The 23,045-nt window shown below is 39.9% G+C and carries 18 protein-coding genes; 14 read left to right on the plus strand and 4 right to left on the minus strand.

Annotated features, from left to right (window positions below; genetic code table 11):
• The 3 genes from ACQKMD_RS10445 to ACQKMD_RS10455 all read left to right on the plus strand — a co-directional run bounded on the left by ACQKMD_RS10445 (position 1) and on the right by ACQKMD_RS10455 (position 1,313).
• A complete protein-coding gene (locus tag ACQKMD_RS10445) occupies positions 1–207 on the plus strand; it encodes a helix-turn-helix transcriptional regulator (RefSeq protein WP_427751778.1) in 207 nt (68 codons plus the stop codon).
• Positions 204–635 (plus strand): hypothetical protein, encoded by a 432-nt coding sequence (locus tag ACQKMD_RS10450; RefSeq protein ID WP_427751780.1) that lies wholly within the window; start codon positions 204–206, stop codon positions 633–635. The genes ACQKMD_RS10445 and ACQKMD_RS10450 overlap by 4 nt, the downstream gene beginning before the upstream one ends.
• Before the next feature lie 153 nt (positions 636–788).
• On the plus strand, positions 789–1,313 hold the full coding sequence (locus ACQKMD_RS10455) for a tubby C-terminal domain-like protein (protein WP_427751782.1): 525 nt from the start codon (positions 789–791) through the stop codon (positions 1,311–1,313).
• Positions 1,314–1,353: 40 nt separating this feature from the next.
• Here ACQKMD_RS10455 and ACQKMD_RS10460 read toward each other — a convergent pair whose 3' ends face one another.
• The gene (locus ACQKMD_RS10460; protein WP_427751783.1) at positions 1,354–2,079 is read right to left on the minus strand and encodes a DUF981 family protein; all 726 of its coding nucleotides are present in this window, start codon (positions 2,077–2,079) and stop codon (positions 1,354–1,356) included.
• A gap of 226 nt (positions 2,080–2,305) precedes the next feature.
• Between ACQKMD_RS10460 and ACQKMD_RS10465 the strand changes: the two genes are divergently transcribed.
• The 9 genes from ACQKMD_RS10465 (at position 2,306) to ACQKMD_RS10505 (ending at position 18,184) form a co-directional block, all read left to right on the plus strand.
• Complete coding sequence (locus tag ACQKMD_RS10465) at positions 2,306–2,698, plus strand: hypothetical protein (protein WP_427751839.1); 393 nt, start codon at positions 2,306–2,308, stop codon at positions 2,696–2,698.
• A gap of 1,089 nt (positions 2,699–3,787) precedes the next feature.
• Positions 3,788–4,573: a 2,3-dihydro-2,3-dihydroxybenzoate dehydrogenase gene (locus ACQKMD_RS10470; protein ID WP_427751840.1), complete on the plus strand. Its 786-nt coding sequence runs from the start codon at positions 3,788–3,790 to the stop codon at positions 4,571–4,573.
• 54 nt (positions 4,574–4,627) lie between these two features.
• The gene (dhbC, locus tag ACQKMD_RS10475; protein ID WP_427751784.1) at positions 4,628–5,851 is read left to right on the plus strand and encodes an isochorismate synthase DhbC; all 1,224 of its coding nucleotides are present in this window, start codon (positions 4,628–4,630) and stop codon (positions 5,849–5,851) included.
• Between the two features lie 20 nt (positions 5,852–5,871).
• Positions 5,872–7,494, plus strand: a complete 1,623-nt coding sequence (locus tag ACQKMD_RS10480; RefSeq protein ID WP_427751786.1) for a (2,3-dihydroxybenzoyl)adenylate synthase — start codon at positions 5,872–5,874, stop codon at positions 7,492–7,494.
• Between the two features lie 27 nt (positions 7,495–7,521).
• Positions 7,522–8,439, plus strand: a complete 918-nt coding sequence (locus tag ACQKMD_RS10485) for an isochorismatase family protein (protein ID WP_427751788.1) — start codon at positions 7,522–7,524, stop codon at positions 8,437–8,439.
• 28 nt (positions 8,440–8,467) lie between these two features.
• Positions 8,468–15,670: an amino acid adenylation domain-containing protein gene (locus ACQKMD_RS10490; RefSeq protein ID WP_427751789.1), complete on the plus strand. Its 7,203-nt coding sequence runs from the start codon at positions 8,468–8,470 to the stop codon at positions 15,668–15,670.
• Positions 15,667–15,888 carry an MbtH family protein gene (locus ACQKMD_RS10495; protein WP_427751790.1) on the plus strand — a complete coding sequence of 74 codons (222 nt, stop codon included), beginning with the start codon at positions 15,667–15,669 and terminating at the stop codon, positions 15,886–15,888. Before ACQKMD_RS10490 ends, ACQKMD_RS10495 begins: the two co-directional genes overlap by 4 nt.
• Positions 15,885–17,345 (plus strand): DHA2 family efflux MFS transporter permease subunit, encoded by a 1,461-nt coding sequence (locus ACQKMD_RS10500; RefSeq protein WP_427751792.1) that lies wholly within the window; start codon positions 15,885–15,887, stop codon positions 17,343–17,345. Before ACQKMD_RS10495 ends, ACQKMD_RS10500 begins: the two co-directional genes overlap by 4 nt.
• A 149-nt stretch (positions 17,346–17,494) precedes the next feature.
• On the plus strand, positions 17,495–18,184 hold the full coding sequence (locus ACQKMD_RS10505; RefSeq protein WP_427751842.1) for a 4'-phosphopantetheinyl transferase family protein: 690 nt from the start codon (positions 17,495–17,497) through the stop codon (positions 18,182–18,184).
• Between the two features lie 507 nt (positions 18,185–18,691).
• On the opposite strand, the gene ACQKMD_RS10510 is transcribed toward ACQKMD_RS10505, so the two are convergent.
• Positions 18,692–19,093, minus strand: a complete 402-nt coding sequence (locus tag ACQKMD_RS10510; protein WP_427751793.1) for a hypothetical protein — start codon at positions 19,091–19,093, stop codon at positions 18,692–18,694.
• Positions 19,094–19,466: 373 nt separating this feature from the next.
• On the opposite strand from ACQKMD_RS10510, the gene ACQKMD_RS10515 reads away from it, so the two are divergent.
• On the plus strand, positions 19,467–20,123 hold the full coding sequence (locus ACQKMD_RS10515) for a DUF4085 family protein (protein ID WP_427751795.1): 657 nt from the start codon (positions 19,467–19,469) through the stop codon (positions 20,121–20,123).
• 184 nt (positions 20,124–20,307) lie between these two features.
• Entirely contained in the window at positions 20,308–20,649 is a 342-nt protein-coding gene (locus ACQKMD_RS10520; RefSeq protein ID WP_427751796.1) for a hypothetical protein, read from the plus strand.
• A gap of 434 nt (positions 20,650–21,083) precedes the next feature.
• Here ACQKMD_RS10520 and ACQKMD_RS10525 read toward each other — a convergent pair whose 3' ends face one another.
• Complete coding sequence (locus ACQKMD_RS10525; RefSeq protein ID WP_427751798.1) at positions 21,084–21,995, minus strand: ABC transporter ATP-binding protein; 912 nt, start codon at positions 21,993–21,995, stop codon at positions 21,084–21,086.
• A complete protein-coding gene (locus ACQKMD_RS10530; protein ID WP_427751800.1) occupies positions 21,970–23,043 on the minus strand; it encodes an ABC transporter ATP-binding protein in 1,074 nt (357 codons plus the stop codon). Before ACQKMD_RS10530 ends, ACQKMD_RS10525 begins: the two co-directional genes overlap by 26 nt.
• Positions 23,044–23,045 lie beyond the last annotated feature (2 nt).

Below are 23,045 nucleotides of genomic sequence, written 5' to 3' on the forward strand. Positions count from 1 at the left end.
ATGAAAAATCTCGTGAAAGTTGCTCGTGTAAAAGCTGATTTGACTCAACAAGAACTTGCCGATGCGGTCGGGATTACAAGGCAAACTGTCAGTCTCATTGAAAAAGGCAAATATAATCCGTCTTTAAAGCTATGTTTGCAAATTTGCTATGTCGTCAATGCAAAGTTAGATGAAATATTTTGGGTGAATAAGGAGGACTTTGAATGAAAAAAATTACAGATGAAAGGCTTATCTTAAGAAATCTACAGCATATAAAGATTGCTTTTACTGTCCAAACGATTGGGATTTTGAGTATTCTTGCATATGAGCTTGTGCAAAATGGGTTTGATGAAATGCGTGAGAACCCACTTTGGCATGTATTAATTATTACGTCAGCCGTAATTGGTTATTTGTCGATGAGTGTTAGTGTAGAACATGAAAAAGTAAGGAAAAATCCAAAGAAATCTTTAATGGTTAGTTTATTAGTAATAACTGCAATTGTAATAGCAGTTGCGTATTTAACAGTCACTACACCAAATAGTAACTGGAAAGATGGTGTAATAATAGCTGGAGTGTTATTTATTTGTAGTCTCATCCCAACACTTTATGTTTATCGTTTAAGAGTAAAGCAAGAGCAAGATATAGCGGAAGAGTAAATGTGTACTAAATAGTTCAATTAATGAATAAATTTAGGAGTTTAAATGGAAGATATAGTTTTGCTTCATTAAGGTCGCATCGTAAGAGAAAGTGCATTCACACTATGAAAATGCTATAGTTTATATATGAAACGTTTAGATTTAAAGGAGCAAATGATGCTAAGATATACTTATTTACACCCAAATTCAATTGAAACAACTCCGAAGATTACGGTATCAGATGAGTCAGGTCAAGCTATATTCACATTTCAGCGCCACTATTCAAATGGTTTAAAGCGCATACTGGATAAAGTAATGGATTATCGGTATTTTTTACGATATGACATTTTTGATATGCATGACGAGCCACTTTTCACTTGTAAAAAAGTAACTCGTAAAGGGAAAATTTTTTATGAAGCAAAAGATATAAAACAGCAGAAGAAATATATGCTCGCCTACGACGGTTGGAAAGAATTGATTCCAGACCTTGTTATCACAGATGGGCAAATGAAAATGATGATACATAAGGAAATGGAAGACTGGTCCCGCTTTGCAGTTGATGGTGTTGAAATAGCCCGTTGGAAAGCGACAGCAGGTGATGAGTTCTTAATAGAGCTAGAAATTGAAGAGAATTCACCAATTCAAAATCCAGCGTTTTTCATTGCGATCAGTCAATGTGTCCTCTTTGTAGGAGCATAAATAAAAACGACGTAATAGATATTATATCTATTACGTTTTTTTAGTTACCCAATGTATGGACAACTAGGCCGATATGAGTAAAATAATTCATTACGCCATATAAAATAAAGGCAATTCCTGCGATGTTCCAACAGGTTATCATTAGTTTGAATTTGCTTGAATTAGCATATTTCTTCAAAGTAAAAGGTAACAAAATAGCGCCAATCCCTGTAAGTGCGTATAAGCCGGATAGAAATAGCCCCTCTACTAAAGGGTATTTTGCCAAAGCGCTATAAATTGGTTCTTCAGTAGATGCTGAAAATAAGTGAAGACGGATACTTGCCATAGAAATCGATAAAAGCGCTAATCCTATAGCAAAAGTAAAATAGGACAATGGCTTTAGCAATATTGGGGCTTCTTTCATTAAAATTCTTGAAATAGTAATCGTATCTATATAATCGATGTTACGCTTCTCAAAAATAGTAGCTTTTCGCCATAGAAGAATTGCTACTGCTAACAATAAAACACCAAAAGCTAATGACAGCTCGCTAAAGATTATTTGATTATACGGAAAATCTATTTTAGATAATGGCTTATTTAAAGACATATGTGTTCCGGTTATTGTTAAGATAAAACCAGGCATTGCAAACCCTATGGACCAACCTTCTAATTGGCCTATTTTTGATTTCTTTAAATGCTTCATAAATCGAATAATTAATAATAAACCGACACCTATTGAAACTGACATAATAGAGCTGTTGAATTGTGTGGTTGCCCAATCAATCATAATGTTCATCACTCCAAACATAGAAAGAATGGACTTAGTGTCAACATTAGTGCGAAAAACATGCATAATTGATAAAGATTAAATGAAAAGTTACTATAAAGGCATTGTAGGAATGGCGAAAAAAGATATAATGTCCATTAATATTGAAAGAAATGAAAAAATTGAAAGACAAGTTGCTACCAATAGCCACAATTATTTTTTTGGTTACCGCTAGTATTGTATTTGGATTGCCGATAGTGCACATGAACAGGTTGGGCTACGGTTTGTGATGAACGAATTAAAAAATGTCGGAAATCCAATTGAATTAGTAAATGTATGTTCACAATTAAAGCATTTAGCATATATATTTATACCAAGATGTACAGGTGAAGTGAATTCAGAAAAATTAGTTGAAATGATGCCATATGGTAAGGATGTCTCAAAATTAGAGAAAGCGCGATATATTAACGAGGGGCAGCAACTTGCTAAGACTAAAAATGTTCTGCATTATTTACAAGATGGCATAATTATTTCAACTGATGCTCATGAGGAAACTAAAAAAACAAGACATTTTTTCCATTCTTTCTGTAGTGTTGGCGGGCTTACATCGGATATCAAAAGGGTGTATATAAAAGCTTGAAAATCCTATGCAGGTAAACAAGATGAATTTTACATGAACACGTATAATGCAAATAAAAATAATTCTGAGAAGTATTTAAAAAACTTAGAAGAAACACCTCGCAAAATATAATGTTTCATTAGAATCCCTAAAATAATAAATGAAAATATTTCATCGTCATTTATAAAAACGATTATCTCATATTTGAGTATTAATCGTTTTTTTGTTTTGAGAATATAATTTTTAAAGGTATGTTCACTTTTGCAGTTTATCAAAAAGATTGTCACCATCTCCTAAATTTATTTTCTCCTCACCTCACCTCTTAATAATAATAGGAAATTTCAGGTATTCTTTTAGCCTTCAGACCAAAACTTTGGTTTAAAAAGAATGCCGGGTTTACATTCTCTATGCCTATTCTTACAACTTCTTGAAATTTATAGAAAATGATTTAAAAACGGAATAGATGAAAGATTCAAGATCGATTATAGTAGCTAAACCCTTTTCGTGCATTCCGTTGGCTTTCCTTTCGCTTTATATGTTCAATATAAAAATCCATATGCATTCCAAAATTACATAGCTGGAAGCCCTTCATATCATTGGAACAAAAATTGGTTCCACGAGGAGGAGGAGAGGTTTCTTTCACGATTGAATCAGGGAATGGGGATATTTCCTTATTGCTAGGAGTAGTGGAGCAATAAGGCATCCATAAAAGCGGCATGAATGAAAATGCATTGGAGTTATCACCACATTTATCGATAGCCGATTGCGGAATAAACGTTCAATTCAAGGAGTTAGAATGGGAAGGGCACCTTTCTGTTTAGCCGCCTTTAATTAACAGGGTCTTATTACCTTGAGTTTTTCATTGAAGGGAAATGCGCACCGAAAGTAATAGGACTTTCTTAGTAAATTACCGAATGGTACTTGACCATTAACTTTTTAATATATATCATTACCTGTATATTCCAACTGATAATGATTATCATTATTATTTAGAATCTTGTATTTTACAGCAATAGTTAATGAATTAAGCCATGTATCTCCCGTCTATCAGGGGGATGGTAATTGGGCTACTATACATTGAAATCTTGGATTAGGAAAGGGAGTGTCATGGTGGACTTTTTGGAATGTAGTGGGAAAGTTGCACTTGTAACGGGAGGTGCCCAAGGTATCGGCGCCGCAGTCGTCCAGGCTTTAGCGAAGCTGGGTATGGTGGTGGCGGCAATTGATTATAATGCCGAAAAATTAAATGGCCACGTAAATGAATTGAAGTCACAAGGTTTGGACGTATATGCCTTTACGGCGGATGTAAGTGATAGTCTTGCAATCGTTGGCATAGTTGATGAAATTGAACGTGATATTGGTCCAATAGAGACGCTGGTCAATGTAGCTGGGGTGCTTTGCACAGGAATGATCGAATCATTTAGTGACCAAGATTGGGCAAAGACCTTTGCCGTCAATTCCACTGGTGTTTTTAATGTCTCCCGTTCAGCGAGCACATACATGATAACTAGAAAAAGTGGTTCGATTGTCACGGTGGGATCCAATGCAGCAAGTGTCCCAAGAATTTCATTGGCTGCGTATGCAGCATCCAAGGCAGCTGCCGTCATGTTCACTAAGTGTTTAGGGTTGGAATTGGCCCAATATAATATTCGCTGTAACATTGTCTCGCCTGGATCTACTGATACTGAGATGCAATGGTCGATGTGGAACGAAGAAAATGGCGCACAAGCAGTTATAAATGGGATGCCTGAGACATTCAAAGTAGGGATACCACTGAATAAAATAGCCATGCCTTCTGATATAGTCGATGCCATTCTATTTTTCATATCCAATCAGTCGAACCATATTACGATGAGTAATTTATGTGTGGATGGCGGGGCAACTTTAGGTGCATGACACGGAGCATTCATTGTGAGTAGGAACATTACGCGAATTGGAGGGTTTTAAAATATGATGAAAATTAAAGAGTATTCAACTGAATTGGAAAAACAGCTGTTGGACGATTATAAGGTTGGTGACTTTTTCCTAGCGACGCCTTCTCAAACATTACTTGGAAAAGGTTCCTTTCTGACAGTTCTAAGTGATAAGGAAGACCGTAATCAAATGAAAAGCCTTGCAGCACGGGTGGCGGCTGTATTAAAAACTGCAAAAGAGCAAGGGCATGCCGATCCAATGGTAACGGGTGCCGTACCCTTCGATTATAGAAAGGATGTCCAACTCATTGTACCGGCAAATATACGGACATCAGTCCCTATGCAAGACACATGCAACGGCCAACCTGCGAAAACGGAGAAGCCTATATATGAAATAAAATCGGTACCGGAGCCTTCTCAATATAAGGCGGGTGTGGAACGAGGACTTACTCATATTAAAAGCGGCCATCTTGATAAAATTGTACTATCAAGATCCTTGCACCTCACTTCATCAGAAACGGTGAATATCAATCGGCTACTTCAAAATTTGGCACAACACAATAAGAATGGTTATACCTTTGCCGTGGATTTACCTCAGCCAGAAACGGAAAAAGCGGATTTCCAAATCTCGAAAACCCTAATTGGGGCTAGCCCTGAATTGCTTGTTTCAAGAACGGGATTACAGGTGGTGGCAAACCCTTTGGCAGGCTCAAGGCCAAGGAGTAATGATCCAATCGAGGATAAGAGACGGGCGGACGAGTTACTCTCCTCCACTAAGGATTTACATGAGCATGCTGTTGTCGTCCAGGCCGTAACAGAAGCTCTACGACCATTTTTCAAAAAGATAGATGTGCCAGAAAAACCATCAGTGATACATACCGAAACCATGTGGCACCTTTCTACAGAAGTAACAGGAGAGCTTAAAGATCCAGCAACTTCCTCGTTGGAGCTAGCAATCGCGCTTCATCCGACTCCTGCTGTTTGTGGCTCACCCTCTGAATTGGCCCGAGAAGCCATTCATGAAATCGAACCGTTCGATCGTGGATTTTTCACGGGTATGGTCGGCTGGTGCAATGCAGAAGGAGACGGCGAGTGGATCGTTACCATTCGGTGCGCGGAGGTGGAGAAACAGGCTCTTCGCTTATTCGCTGGAGCGGGGGTCGTTGCAGAATCGAAACCAGAAGAGGAATTAGCGGAAACATCGGCTAAATTTCAAACGATGCTACGTGCAATGGGAATAGATGCAAAATCATTAAACTAAAGTGTATAGGGGGATTAAGGATGTTAACAGGATGTTCTTCGTGGCCTAAGGATTATACAGATTTATATAAAAGGGAGGGGTGCTGGAAAGGGGAAACCTTCGGGGGAATGTTGCGTGATCGTGCCGAGAAACAAGGGGAACGAATCGCTATTACAAGCGGAGACAGAAACATGAGTTATGCTGAATTGGATAATAGGGCCAGTCGTTTGGCTACAGGATTACAGGAACTGGGGATAAAGCAAATGGACAGGGTAGTCATCCAGCTTCCCAACGTAATTGAGTTCTTTGAAGTATGTTTTGCATTGTTCAGATTAGGTGCATTGCCAGTGTTTGCCCTTCCATCACATCGAAGCAGTGAAATTAACTATTTTTGCGAGTTCGCTGAGGCGGTTGCCTACATCATCCCTGATAAGCACGCTGGTTTCGACCACCGTACTCTAGCAAGAGGTGCAAAAGATAAGAATGAAAAATTAAATGTTATTGTCACGGGTGATTCAGAGGAATTTGTGAATTTGGCGGATTTATATATCGATCCAAAAAAAAGCGAAGCACAAGTGACTTCAAGTGACATTGCCTTTCTTCAATTATCTGGAGGAAGTACAGGCCTATCAAAACTGATCCCAAGAACACATGATGATTATATATACAGTTTGCGGGTTAGCGCCGAAATTTGCCAAATAGACAAGGATAGTGTTTATCTCGCCGTGTTGCCAATCGCCCATAACTTTCCACTGAGCTCGCCAGGTGTCCTTGGCACGCTCTATGCGGGAGGCAGGGTGGTTCTTTCACCAGGCCCTAGCCCTGACGAAGCATTTCCGCTTATTGAAAAACAAGGTGTGACGATTACTGCTCTTGTACCGCCCCTTGCCTTGAGATGGCTTGATACCATATCCAGCCGTGACCATGATTTATCCAGTCTCCAAGTGCTACAGGTTGGCGGAGCGAAGTTCAGTGCGGAAGCTGCCCGTCGGGTATATCCCGCTTTTGGGTGTAAGTTACAACAAGTATTTGGCATGGCTGAAGGATTAGTTAACTATACAAGATTAAACGATCCTGAAGAGATAATCATCAATACTCAAGGTAGGCCGATGTCGAAATATGATGAAATTCGTATTGTCGATGAGGAAGACAGGGATGTTGAGCAGGGCGAAGTAGGGCATTTGTTAACGAGAGGCCCTTACACCATCCGTGGTTATTACAAAGCCGAAGAGCATAATGCGAAGGCATTCACGGTTGATGGATTCTACCGAACAGGTGATTTAGTAAGTATGAACGCTACTGGCTATATAGTTGTAGAGGGTCGAGATAAGGACCAAATCAACCGTGGCGGAGAAAAGATTGCCGCTGAGGAAGTTGAAAACCATCTCTTGGCACATGGGGGGGTACATGATGTAGCCATCGTTTCCATGTCCGATGATTATTTAGGGGAGAGATCATGCGCCTTTGTGATACCGCGCCAGAAGGCCCCTACGGCAAAGGAACTTAAACAATTCTTGAAGGAGCGGGGACTTGCCGCTTTTAAAATTCCTGATCGAATTGAGTTTACCGATTCCTTCCCAAAAACGCCTTTAGGTAAAGTGAGTAAAAAAGCGTTGCGGCAAATTATATCAGATAAACTGAACAATCAAATTACGCTGAAGTAAATAAAAAACAATAGAAGGAGTGATTTGATGGCTATTCCTGCTATCACACCATATGCAATGCCTGTAGAATCCGAGTTACCAAAAAATAAAGTTTCGTGGAAAGTAGATCCGTCGCGTTCAGTGCTTCTTGTTCATGACATGCAACAATACTTCCTTGATTACTATACAGTAACCGAATCACCGATAACGGAACTGATATCGCATATACAGTCAATAAAAAGTCGTTGTGTGGACTTGGGTATCCCTGTCTTTTATACAGCACAACCAGGCAATCAAAACCCTGAGGATCGTGCACTGCTTACCGATTTTTGGGGTCCAGGACTTGATGACGATATCAATCAAACAAAAGTCATTGACGAGGTTGCTCCAAGCGAGGATGACATTGTTCTTATTAAATGGCGTTATAGTGCATTTAAGCGGACGAAACTTCTCGAAATGATGAGGGAGCAAGGCCGTAATCAGCTTATCATTTGTGGGGTCTATGCACATATCGGCTGTCTTCTGACAGCAAGTGAGGCCTTTATGCAGGATATAAAACCATTTTTGGTATCTGATGCAGTAGCGGACTTTTCATTAGAAGAACATAAAATGGCGATTAAATATGCAGCTGAACGTTGTGCTGTCACAATATCTACATCCCGGTTGCTGGAACAATTGAATAGCGGTGAACAAGCATCAGCAGGGGGGGCCGTACAAGAAAATGATGATCATGGTTTGACATTGAATGGCCTAAGGATTCAAATCGCTGATCTTCTAGGTGAATCACCATCTGATATCGGTGATAACGAGAATCTAGTGGATATAGGAATGGATTCGATAAGAATGATGAGCCTTGTTGAAATCCTAAGGGGAAAAGGGGCAGAGATCAATTTCATGCAGATGGCTGAAAAAACGACGATCGCTGCCTGGTGGGAACTATTATCTTCACAAAAGGTGTTAGCTTGAACTAAAAACAGGAAGGAGGTAAGGCGGAGTGCTTAATATTCAGGATCAAGATGTGCGCTGGACGTTGTCCGGCGCGCAATCCGGTATCTGGTTCGCTCAGCAGTTGGAGCCAGATAACCCGATTTATAACACAGGGGAATACATAGAAATTGCTGGACAGATTGATATAGAGCATTTTGAACAGGCACTGAGGCAGGCAGTTAAGGAGGCGGAGTTTTTACATGTCCGCTTTGGCGAGGATTACAATGGACCATTTCAAATCAGTGGGGAATCAATTGATTTCCCTTTTAACTTCTTAGATATGAGTAGAGAGGGAAATTCTCAGGAGAAGGCTATACAATGGATGAAAAAAGATTTGGCTTATCCAATTGACTTGAAAAGTGACTCGCTCTTCAATCAGGTCTTATTCAAGGTGGATTCGGACCGCTTTTTCTGGTATCAACGCATTCACCATATTGTCATGGATGCATTTGGATTTTCACTTATATCACAACGAGTAGCCAAACTATACACGGCACTTCAAAAAGGACAAAGTTTGGACGAAGGTGCTTTTTCTCCTTTACGTTTACTTCTTGAGGAAGATAAGGCGTACCGGGAATCCGAAAAGTTCGATATTGATCGCCAGTTTTGGCAAGAACGTTTTGCAGATCAGCCGGAGGTTATGAGCCTAGCTGATCGAGCACCTAGGACCTCTAAAGGCTTCCTTAGTCAAACGGGTTATCTATCAACTTCCGCTACACAAGCCTTAAAAGCGAATGCGCATATATATTCGGGAAGCTGGCATGAAGTGGTGATTGCAGTAACGGCCGTTTATGTGAACCGTTTAACTGGTTCGGAAGAGGTCATCCTGAGTTTACCGATGATGGGCCGCTTGGGTTCTTCCTCTTTGAATATCCCTAGTATGGTAATGAATCTGTTGCCACTGCGTTTGTCTGTACAGCCAGAGATGAGTTTTAAAGAGTTGGTGAAGCAGGTGTCGAAGGAAGTCCGTGCCATCCGCCGCCATCAAAATTATCGACATGAAGAATTGCGACGTGACCTTAAATTGCTGGGTGATAATCAGCGATTATTCGGACCGCAAATTAATGTCATGCCTTTTGATTATGGACTCAATTTTTCAGGGAGTAAGGCGATCACACATAAGCTAGCCACCGGTCCTGTCGATGATTTGTCGATCAACATCTATGACAAGTCTGATGGAAAAGGGCTAAGGATCGATCTAGATGCAAACCCCGAAGTATATAGCATCGAAGATTTAGCTACACATCATTCGCGTTTTTTGAGTTTTCTTGAAAAGGTCGTGATTGCAGAGAAGAATCAATCGATTGGGGAAATTGAGCTTCTTTTACCTGAGGAACACCAGCAAGTCCTGCTTGAATGGAATCGAACGGCAAAAGAGCTTCCATCTGTGCTTTTACCAAGATTGTTCGAGGATCAAGTTTCCAAAACCCCTGATTTGACAGCCGTAATGGATGGAAATGCCATTCTTACTTATAAGGATTTAAACGAGCGAGTTAATCGACTCTCGCACCACCTTTTGGAAAAGGGGTTGGGACCAGAGAAATTCGTGGCTATAGCTCTAACGCGATCAGTGGATATGGTCATTTCCATGTTGGCTGTGTTAAAAACGGGAGCGGCCTATTTACCTATCGACCCAGATTATCCATCAGATCGAATCGAATTCATGCTTGATGATGCCAGGCCTGCAGCAATCATAACTAGTAAAAGAATTGCTTCTAAATTATCTGATACCGAAGGAACGGAGCGCATCGTATTGGATGAGAAAGAGACCATTACTGCTCTGGGGGATCATCCAGATATAAATGTGGAGGATGAAAAAAGAAGGGGAACCATGTCCCCACTTAACCCGGCTTATATGATTTACACGTCAGGCTCTACCGGGAAGCCAAAGGGTGTCGTGATCCAATCAGCAAGCCTTATTAATTTCCTTTCTTCAATGCAAAGCAAATTTTCTTTAAATCATCGGGATCGTCTCTTGGCAGTTACAACCATTGCTTTTGATATATCCGGTTTAGAAATTTTCATGCCGCTTCTGAATGGGGCAAGCTGTGTCATAGCTACTAAGGAAACGGTTCAAGACCCTAAGACTTTGTCTAAAATAATCGTTCAACATGATATAAGCATCATGCAGGCCACACCTACGCTTTGGCATTCACTTGTAGCGAATTATCCTGAAGTGATAAAGAATCTTAGAGTGCTAATAGGAGGAGAGGCACTATCAATCAGTCTAACCAACGCTTTACATCAATTAGGATGTGAAGTGACGAATCTGTACGGACCAACGGAAACGACAATATGGTCTTCATCCATTACGGTTGATCCGAATCAGGGTGGTATGCCCTCCATCGGCAAGCCCATTTGGAATACACAGGTTTATGTGCTGGATGCTGCTTTGAAGCCTGTTCCTAAAGGGACTGTAGGGGAATTATATATTGCCGGTGCAGGACTGGCACGTGGATATTTAGGTCGCCCGAATTTAACTGCTGAGCGATTTGTCGCTAATCCGTATGGTTCAAAGGGTAGCCGCATGTATCGAACAGGTGATCTTGTTCGTTGGCGTGGCGATGGCACACTGGATTATATTAGTAGGGCCGATCATCAAATTAAAATACGAGGGTTTCGTATTGAACTAGGAGAAATTGAAGCAAAGCTTATCCATCATCCTGACATTGAACAGGCTGCAGTCATCGTTCGCGAAGATCAGCCGGGGGATAAACGCATTGTTGCCTATATCGTTCTTTCTTTAGATGTACCAGCAAATATTGTAGAAATTCGAGAATTTGTAGGTAGTGGTTTGCCGGAATACATGATCCCATCCGCTATCGTTGAGATGGAAGAATTGCCATTGACTCCAAATGGAAAGCTCAACCGGAAGGAATTGCCCGCGCCTGATCTCACTATACTTGTTTCTGATCGCGCTCCTAGAACACCGCAGGAGGAAATCGTCAGTGATCTTTTCGCTGAGGTTCTTGGTCTTTCACGGGTCGGAGTCGATGATAGCTTCTTTAATTTAGGCGGTCACTCTCTTCTTGCCTCCACTTTGATGGCGCGAATAAGAGATACATTCGGAGTTGAAATAGGCATTGGTAAACTGTTTGAGACACCGACCGTTTCTGGTCTTGTCAAACAGCTTTCTAACGGGAGGAGTGCGAGGTTGCCTGTTAAAAAGGTACATAGACCGGAACAGGTACCTCTTTCCTTTGCCCAGCGGCGATTATGGTTCCTTCATAGTCTTGAAGGACCTAGCCCGACGTATAATATTCCGCTCGTTGTTGAATTGTCTGGCGAAATTGATACCGGGGCACTCGAAGCTGCGATCAATGATGTAGTCGAGCGCCATGAAACTTTACGTACGCTCTTTCCCGTTACATCGGGTACAGCTCATCAATATGTGCTAAATCCTTCCGAGGCGCAAGTGGAATTATTGGTATCGCACATTTACGAGGCTGAGCTTGAAGCAGAAATTTTTATCGCTACGAGATATAGTTTCAATCTTGCAAAAGAACCGGCTATTTGTGCCCAGCTTTTCACAATGGCCCCTGACAAGCATGTATTGGTTTTATTATTACATCATATTGCAGGAGATGGATGGTCCCTTACACCGCTTACTCGCGATCTGACCGCAGCTTATGTGGCGCGAAGTAAAGGTGTCGACCCTAACCTACCTCCGTTGCCTGTACAATATGCCGATTATGCGCTCTGGCAAGAAAATCTTTTAGGAAGCGAAAGTGATGAAACCAGTTTAGTCAATGAACAAATGGATTACTGGAAAGAGACATTAGCCAACCTGCCAGACCAATTGGAATTGTCTACTGATTTTCCACGTCCCCTAGAATCCAGTTATCGCGGAGATACCATAGACTTTTCGATAAATCCCGAAATGCATCAACGTTTATTGGATATGGCTCGTGAAAATGGCGTCAGCCTATTCATGGTATTGCAATCCGGTCTGACTGCGCTCCTCACTCGACTTGGAGCCGGTAACGATATTCCAATCGGAAGTCCGATAGCAGGTCGAAGTGATGATGCTTTAAGCGACCTGGTAGGGATGTTCATCAACACCTTGGTGTTACGGACAGATACATCCGGTGACCCTACTTTCCGGGAGCTTCTTGACAGGGTACGAAGGGTCAATTTACATGCTTATGAGCATCAGGACTTGCCATTTGAGCGTCTGGTAGAAGTATTGAATCCAGTTCGGTCCCGAGCTAGGCATCCATTATTCCAGATCATGTTGGCGCTGCAAAATACACCTGATCCTAAATTGGACCTTCCAGGGGTTCAATCCAACATGAAATTATATAGCGTAGGTGCTTCGAAATTCGATTTGACCATGGAATTCCGTGAAGTGCATGCTGAAAATGGCAGTCCGGATGGGATTAGTGCATTCCTTGAATATAGTACAGATTTATTTAAGCGGGAGACCGCCGAGATGTTAATATATCGTTTATTAAGGCTATTGAACGGCGCCATTTCGGAACCGGATCAGCATATTGGACTTTTGGACATACTGGCACCTGAAGAGCGCAAAAAAATTCTTGTGGATTGGAATGGAAGCTCCGAGGGGATAGCGCAGACGAGCATACCTGCACTATTTGAAGAACAGGTAAAAAAATATTCTCACAATATTGCATTGGTATATGGGGACACTTCATTGACATATGAAGAGGTAAACAAAAAAGCGAATCAGCTTGCCCATCTGCTGATTGCTAAAGGAATAGGGCCGGAGCAATTCGTCGCGTTGGCCATGCCTAGATCATTGGAGATGGTTGTAGGATTGCTAGCTGTACTCAAGGCTGGAGCCGCATATGTGCCTTTAGATCCTGAATATCCAAATGATAGATTAACGTTCATGCTTCAAGATGCTCTGCCAGCTTGTGTCCTAACAAGCTCGAGTGTAGCTACGAAGCTTCCCGAGATGCAAGATATCAGGCAAATCATACTTGATGAAGATAGTACGATAGAAGAATTGGCAGAATATTCTTCATTCAATCCAATGGATAGTGATCGAATTCAACCATTATCACCTTTAAATTCAGCTTATATTATTTATACTTCCGGTTCTACCGGTGTACCAAAAGGGGTCGTGGTTCCCCATCAGAATGTAATTAGACTGTTTGCATCTACGGAACATTGGTACCAATTCAATTCTGAAGATGTGTGGACTATGTTCCACTCTTATGCTTTTGATTTTTCGGTTTGGGAGATTTGGGGAGCTTTACTTCACGGAGGCAAGCTAGTTGTTGTCCCTCATTCAATCAGCAGGTCACCGGAGGAATTTTTACAACTACTTGTAAAAGAAAGTGTTACGGTACTAAACCAGACCCCATCAGCATTTTATCAATTAATGCAGGCGGATAGGGAAATGCCGGCAATAGGTCAGGAACTTGCATTACGCTACGTGATCTACGGTGGAGAGGCACTTGAACTAAGTCGTTTGGAGGATTGGTATAGCCGTCATCCGGAGAATTCGCCATATCTAATCAACATGTATGGAATTACGGAAACAACCGTTCATGTCAGCTATCTTGAGCTTAATCGGGATATTACATCACTAAAAGCAAATAGCCTCATTGGCCGTGCGATACCTGATCTAGGAGTGTATGTGTTAGATGCCAGCTTACAGCCAGTTCCAACAGGGGTAGTAGGAGAGCTCTATGTTTCCGGACCTGGTCTTGCCCGTGGTTATTTAGGTCGCCCAGGTTTGACGGCGGACCGTTTTGTCGCGAACCCATTCAGTTTATCAGGTGACAGGATGTACCGCACTGGAGATTTGGCTCGGTGGCGCGAGGATGGATCTTTGGATTATATGGGGCGTGCCGATTATCAGATTAAAATACGCGGATTCCGTATTGAATTGGGTGAAATCGAGGCATCGATTGCTCAACATTCCGATATTGAACAAGTTGCGGTAGTGGTTCGCGAAGACAACCCAGGTGATAAGCGTTTGGTCGCATATGTCGTACCTGCTTCGAATGTAACTATTGATTCTTCACATGTACGTCGCTTCGTTGCTGAAGGTCTTCCTGATTACATGGTCCCTTCCGCTTTTGTTGAAATGGAAGAATTACCTTTGACACCAAATGGTAAGCTGGATCGCAAGGCATTGCCGGCGCCGGAATTCGGTGCCATTGAATCGGGGCGCGGTCCGAGAACTCCACAGGAGGAGATTCTTTGCGACCTTTTTATGAAGGTTCTCGATTTGTCTCATGTTGGAATAGATGACGGATTCTTTGATCTAGGTGGTCACTCGCTGCTAGCTGTCCATCTGATGAGCAAAATCCGTGAAGCGCTTGGTGTTGAGCTGAGTATTGGTAACCTATTCGAGGCTCCGACTGTTGCGGGGCTCGCTGAGAGACTTGAAATGGGTACAAGCCAAAGTGCTTTGGATGTCTTGTTGCCGCTTAGGAAAAATGGGATAGAACTTCCGTTATTTTGTGTACATCCAGCAGGTGGACTTAGCTGGTGCTACGCTGGGTTGATGACTGCGTTAGGACCTGACTATCCAATCTATGGGTTACAAGCACGAGGCATATCACAGAAAGAGCAATTCCCGAAAACGCTGATTGAAATGGCAGCGGACTATATCGCTCACTTACGGACGATCCAGCCAAAAGGGCCTTACCATCTATTGGGATGGTCTCTCGGAGGCAATGTCGTTCATGCAATGGCAACCCAACTGCAAAATGAGGGAGAGGACGTTCGCCTTGTCGCAATCCTCGATGCATATCCAAGTCACTTCCTGCCCATAAACGAAGGTCCGGATGATGAGGAAGCTTTAATCGCACTGCTTGCATTGGGTGGATATGATCCTGATAGTTTAGGAGACCAGCCGTTGGATAATGCCAGTGCTATAGAAATACTGCGTCGGGACGGAAGTGCATTAGCTAGTTTAGAAGAAGAAACAATCCTGAACCTAAAAGAAACATATGTGAATTCAGTTCGGATCATGAGTGAGTATAAACCAAAGACCTTTAAAGGGGATGTGATGTTCTTTAGATCGACGATCATTCCGGACTGGTTTGATCCTATTCACCCAGAAACATGGAACCCATTCATCCATGGGGAAATTGAACAGCATAATATCGATTGTCGGCATAAGGATATGTGTCAACCAGGACCGCTTGCTGAAATTGGCCAGGTGATTGCTGAAAAACTTTCTAATATGAAGAAGTTAGGCAAGCTTTATGAAGGAGGAGATAACAGATGACCAACCCTTTCGAGAATGAAAATGGTATCTATAATGTATTGATAAATGAAGAAGGTCAGCATTCCCTTTGGCCCGCCTTTCTGGTTATTCCAGAAGGCTGGTCCGTCATATACCGGGAGGAAAGCCGGCAGGATTGCTTGGAGTACATTAACAAGAACTGGACAGATTTGCAGCCCAAAAGCTTAAAATTAGTTGCAAGCAGTGACGGAACAAAGTGAAAGCAAGGATACAGCTTGACCCTAAATTAGTAGTGAGCATCGTTTATATCGCAGCGATGTTCATGGTTTCAATGGACGGGACGATCGTCAATGTAATCTTGCCAACGATCAGTAAGGAATTTAATATCGAGCCCTCGTCAACGAGTGGCATTAACGTCGGATACTTAGTAAGTCTGGCAGTATTCCTCCCTGTAGCTGGTTGGCTTGGTGATCGTTTTGGGACCAAGAAAATCTTCTTGGTGGCCTTAGGAGTCTTCACGGCCGCCTCCCTTTTATGCGGATTCGCTAATAACCTTCAAACTTTGAACTTGTTCCGGGTTTTGCAGGGGGCAGGAGGCGGTGTCCTGGCACCAGTTGGCATGGCCATTTTATTTAGAACGTTCTCTCCAGAAGAACGACCTAAGGTATCCAGGTCCCTTGTGCTTCCCATTGCCTTCGCACCAGCCATTGGTCCGATCGTTGGCGGATTCTTTGCGGAACAACTAACATGGCGCTGGGCGTTTTTTATAAATGTCCCTTCCGGAATTATCGTCTTGTTATTCGGCTTACTGTTTTTAAAGGAACATAAGGAGCCCGCCACTGGTAGGTTGGACCTCCCAGGCTTCTTGCTATCGGCAGCAGGATTTTCTATGTTGATGTATGCACTGAGTATAGGGCCATCTAAAGGATGGGGTTCCCCTATCATCATGTATACAGGATTTGTAGGTTTCGTATTTGTTTGTTCGTTTGTTCTAATTGAGTTGCGTGTGAATAAACCAATGCTCGATTTGCGTTTATTATCCGATCGACTGTTTCGGACATTAGGCATCATTTCATTATTTTCAATGGCCGGTTTATTGGGGTTGCTCTTTGTGTTCCCATTAATGTATCAAAATGCAACGAATTCCACAGCTTTAGAAAGTGGACTTGCTACTTTTCCAGAGGCACTGGGTTTAATGGTTGCATCTAGAATGATGCCTTGGACTTCCAAGAAACTTGGCATACACCAGGTGATTTGGATAGGACTACTGTTGACCGCTATGATTTTTTCACTGATAAGCATTGTTGGTCCGACAGCGAATTCTTGGTTCCTTCGGGTCCTATTGTTTAGCGTAGGCATATGCTTGGGACATACTGTGGTTGCAGTACAGTTTTCAACTTTTACTAATATCACTTCTGCTTCTATGGGGAGGGCAACTACATTGTTCAATGTTCAAAACAGAATTGGCTCTGCCATAGGTGTAGCCATATTAGCTAGCATTTTGGGGGCGGTGGGCACTGGGTCAGTGGGAACAACTGGTGGAGAATCTTTTAATTTGGCATCCTATCAAATCGCTCTTTTCGGTTCGGCAGTTTTCCTCATAATAGCTCTATTATTTTCGCTAAGTTTAAGAAAGGAAGATTTTAAGGCGGTTATGTCGAAACAGGGTACTGCCAAGCCTACTCATATAGAACCAGTTAGAAGAGTGAATGAGTAATTCAATTTTAAAAATGTTTTTTTGTTAATGGCGGGTTGCTGTGATTTTAAACAGCACCCCCTCTTTGTTTTCTAACATTTTGACTCTCAATTTATCGGTCAGTTAAGAGGTAGAGAGGTAGGAGAATTGATTGAAGTATATATTTGTAAATTGCCTGCAAAGAGAGAGAAAGCTACTCTAAACAGTTTGCTTTCTTATTTTCAGCGGAGATGCAAAATCGAGTGAGGAAATTCGTGAAGGTGGATGATGCGTACCGCTCATTGATAGGAAATCTGATGGTACGTATTATTCTTAAAGCACGATACGGTTCTAGTGTTGGGGAATTAGAAGTGGGAATCAATGCATATGGCAAACCTTTTTTATGTGGATATCCTTCTTTTCACTACAATATTTCCCATTCCGGTGAGTACGTGGTTTGTGCTGTTCATGATGAAGAAGTCGGTGTGGATATAGAAAAAGTAGGGCCATTTGATTTGCAGCTTGCAATGGGGTTTTTTACAGAAGAAGAATATAGGGATTTGTTGAACGCCAAAGAGGATGGAATTCATGCTTTTTATGATATATGGACCTTAAAAGAAAGTTATATCAAAGCGATTGGTAAAGGGCTGTCTATTCCCTTAAATTCTTTTAATGTAAAAAAATATAACCATGACTGTATTCAATTAACGGATGTACTTATAGGTAAACCAATTACTGATTATATTTGCAAACAATATATGATTGATGGGGACTATAGTCTTTCTGTTTGTGCCCATCAGGCGAATATCAATCAATTTAATCAATATCTTAATTTAGTTTCCTTTAAAGAAATATGCTGTGCTTTATGTGTTTCTTCTTGAAGAGGCATAATTAAGAAAACTCGAATCTGAAGTGTCATATACTTCGCTTTTATTTAGAATTTTTCGAGTTCGCCAGGATTGTTATTAACCAATTTAAGTAGTCTGGATTCAGAAAAGAGATGGATTAATTTTGATATAAATATATATTATGATTGTTTAGGTGCAGCTCTTATGGAGGATTAGAATGGCGAAATATTACTCTTAGGGAAAAGCGACTCGGCGCTCGCTCGCGGAAAGCTTCTGAAAACCTAATCTATCTTGTATAAAAATAAAAAGACTGTAGAAAACTCATTTTTTTCGAGATTGTCTACAGTCTGAAAAGACCACATTTTGGGTCTTTTTTTAAGAATCCATCATGTTAAATAAAGATCAAAAAGTACTACTGATACCGATATTTTAATTGTTTTAATTGGAAAAGGGTGAAGCAACCAATACAAAACCCTAAAATCAAGTTCGATTTGAAAATAAAAGAAAAAAGCTGCACCAATGGGGAGCAGCTTTACACAGTTAGTATTGATATTTTTTTGTATCTGTAATGATTTTAAAATGAATCCCTTTAATTTCCTTTGTAATTTCCTCTTTTACATCATCCAGATTGACTAGTTTATTAGAACCTACATAAAGTGAAAGCTCATCCATTAAGCGATTGAATGAGTTCGAAAATAGACTTCGCATCGCATCGAAGTCTAGGTTGCGGAAGCTTCCATCAATTTCATAAGCTTCGATTGAATTCATTTGCTTAGAGGCACCTGCAAAACGATCATCGTACACTGTATATGTTTCATCAGAAAAGGCAACGATATATAATTCTTCGCCCGTAACAGTATGTAATTCAATATTATTCTTATGTTTTTTGACATCTGTAATGCTGTGAATGCCTTCCGTATGTTTAATATTAAATAAGCTCATATAAAAACCCCCTAGAAAATTGAACCAATATAGAACTAGTCGATTGACGCTTCCTATATGGTTACTTTAATAATATCATAATTTACTTATATTTGAATTTGTGTATTATAAAATACTCATTATAATATACCTATTTTGTGAACGTATTAAAAATAAGTTTTACATTATTACCATAATTTTATATTTTGTATATTTACAAGGAAAATAAAGGATGTATAATAGTATATGTAAATATAAATTTGAATTATAGACACCTCGTTAGTCTATATGCAAACCCAGTGTTTACCCATGTCTTTTTTTTACACAAATCTTTCTCTTTATCTTTGTTTTTCAGAAGCTTAAAAAAGTTGTTCCAATGGAAGGGACTGGATTTATGAAATATTTTACAAAGAAATGGTTTGAAGAAAATCAATTATCCAATTATTTATTTTTCCTTGTTACAATAGAAGACTGGGAAGAGGAAAAAGCTTATTATAGAGAATACGATATCGATTTAGAACAGGAACGCAAAATGGAATTACAACGTGATCAAGACAAATTGTTAAGATTTTTACCTAAAGAATTCCATCCATATATCCTAGATGGCTCTATCATTGATGGTGCACCAAGTGAAAAGTTGCGCAATATGGCAAAAAACTGGTTGGAGAAGTTTGAAACTTTGACTAATGATAAATTCGAAAAATGTGCTGCAGATTTTATAGCAGCTAAAAGTAAACTTTCAAAAACGGCAAAAGAACTATTTGTTAGCTCGTTCCATGATGCAACAATTCAAGCGATTGAGAGAAATTCTGACCAAACATTTACAATCAAGTTGAATTTAGAAAATACGTATCATGATACAGACAAGTTAACGATTACTTTCGTAGATGTCAGTGAGTTTAAATGTACAGCACCGGTCAAAAAAGGGTCATGGTGGTTGTATGAAGAGGTGTCAATAGTTGATACTGGTTTTAGATTAAATGTTCTATTTGATAGCCCTTTAGCTGAATTTTCTATTGTTGCAAAAGATGTTGTTATCGAGTCTATATAATAAATAAAAAAACACGTACGCATTGAAATGTATCGATGCCGTACGTGTTTTTGTTTATAAAGAATATAATTTCTTTATAGAATTACAATTCTACAAATAATAAACAATTTAATTGAAATTATAGGGGATTTAACGATATTATCCTGGAAAAAATGTAAAATAAGTATTTATAGGGGGAGTATATATGGTAGGTTATGAAATTAATGAGGACAAAGTAATGAAAGTAATCACTGTTGTAGTAAATGATAAAATGACATTAGAACAGGCTGGAAAATTTACTAGAGACTATAAAAGGCTAACAAAAACAATTGATTCTAAATTATTTGTCTTAGATATAGATTGTACTGCAATGAAAGTTGTAACGCCAGATCTTATAGATAACCTTGGTGAGACTTTTAAAATGTATAACGAACCAGGTTTTAAGAAAGTAATTATGAAAGTAAGACATAATAACATACTTAAAATGCAATTAACACGTCTTTCGCGTGAAGCAAGGTTAACAAATGTTGAAATTCTAAATGTATAATTTAAGATACTTAAAAAGATATTTATAGATTTGAATCCAATAGTAAATATAGCGTACAAAACTCTGATGACTTCTTAAAGGTTTTTTAGTCGTAAATCGGCTATAAAATGTAATGAATTAAATTTTCTTTTTTAATAGAAGGAAACTAGATGTAAACATTCTTATTAAAACGAAACAAAAGAAGATAAATGCGTTAGATGAATTTAAGTGGAATGATATTCTTAATAGGGTATATAGTCGTTGTCATGGTAGTTATACAATTGCTAGGTGGAATCAGCTAGTGGTATTATCTTCAACAATAGGTTTAGATGGGTTTTACGTTCAAAAATGGTTAAAATGAAGCGGAAAATGGCATTATAAGGACACTAAATAAATAGCTACAAACATAATGAAAAACCACCGGTCATATAATGACCGGTGGTTTCGTTCTATTTTTATGCATTTTGCCATTTCTTTAAAGAAGCAGCTGTACCATAAACAAAGTGTTTGTCAGCAACTTCATAAAACGAAGCGCTTTCATCTACTTCTTCATGTACATAAGGAATTCGTGTACGTCTTGATTCTGACAGTGGATCTGGTAACGGGATAGCTGAAAGTAAGGATTTCGTATATGGATGGACAGGCGAATGATAGATATCATCAGCTAAACCAATTTCAACGATTTTCCCTCGGTACATTACAGCAATACGGTCGCTTATATACTTGACCATTGAAAGATCATGCGCAATGAATAAGTAAGTTAAATTAAGCTCTTTTTGTAGCTGTTTTAATAAGTTAACAACTTGTGCTTGAATCGATACATCGAGTGCAGAAATTGGTTCATCTGCAATAATAAAGCTTGGATTTAAACTGAGTGCACGAGCAATACCAATCCTTTGGCGTTGCCCGCCTGAAAATTCATGTGCATAGCGGCTTGCATGTTCTCTATTTAAACCAACAGCTTCGAGTAAGGACTCAACTTTTTCACGGCGTTCTTTTTTGTTTTTGTAAAGACCGTGAATATCAAAACTTTCACTAATAATTTCACCAGCTGTCATTCTTGGATTTAGTGAAGCATATGGATCTTGGAAAATCATTTGCATTTGACGGTTAAATTGCTTCATCTCTTTTGCTGATTTAGCACTATGAACATCTTTACCGTTAAATATGATTTCTCCATCAGTTATATCATATAGGCGAATAATAGAGCGGCCAGTTGTAGATTTACCACAACCAGATTCTCCTACTAGACCAAGAGTTTCTCCTTCATAAATGTCAAAACTAATGCCATCAACAGCCTTAATAGGCTCATTCGCAGAACCGAAGTATTGTGTTAAGTTTTTAATTTCTAAAAGTTTTTTCGTCATTTAGCAAATTCTCCTTTCCCAAATAACCTTCAATTCGTTTTGCTACAGCATCAGGAATTGGAATTTTCGGAGCATCAGGATGTAATAACCATGTTTTTGCGAAATGTGTTTCGCTTACTTGGAACATTGGTGGTTCTTTTTCATAATCAATTGCCAGTGCAAATTCATTGCGGGCAGCAAATGCATCTCCTTTAGGAGGATGTATTAAATCAGGTGGTGACCCTGGAATAGTTCGTAATAATTCGTCTGAATTACTATCAATATCTGGCATTGAGCCAAGTAAACCCCAAGTGTATGGATGCTTTGGATTGTAGAAAATTTCATTTACTGTACCGTATTCAACGATTTGCCCCGCATACATAACCGCAACGCGATCAGCGACGTTAGCGACAACACCTAAATCATGGGTGATGAAAATAATCGATGTATTACTAGTCTTTTGGATATCCTTCATAAGCTCTAATATTTGCGCTTGAATTGTAACGTCAAGAGCAGTTGTCGGTTCATCAGCAATTAATAATTTAGGGTCAGCGGCTAGGGCAATAGCAATTACAACACGTTGTCGCATACCACCAGAAAATTCGTGTGGGTACTGTTTATAGCGTTTTTCAGGCATTGGAATTCCTACTTGTGTTAATAATTCAATGGCACGTTTCTTCGCGTCATTATGTGAAATTTTCTTATGTTGTAAAAGCACTTCTGTAATCTGTCTACCAACTCGCATTGTTGGATTTAAAGATGTCATTGGATCTTGGAAGATCAACGCGATTTCATTTCCTCGAATTTTAGACATCTGCTTATCAGATAATGGAATTAAATCTCGACCATTAAAGATGATTTCACCAGATTCATAATTACCAGGAGGTTGTGGAATCAGCTTCATTAAAGCATTGCTTGTAACACTTTTGCCTGAGCCTGATTCGCCTACAATGGCAAGAGTTTCTCCAGCTTGTAATTCGAAATTTACTCCGCGGACAGCTTGTACGACACCTGCAAACGTTTTGAAATTAATTTTTAAATCTTTTACTTGTAAAATTGGTTCACTCATTC

Source organism: Viridibacillus sp. NPDC096237 (genome assembly GCF_050278625.1).
GTDB lineage: Bacteria > Bacillota > Bacilli > Bacillales_A > Planococcaceae > Viridibacillus.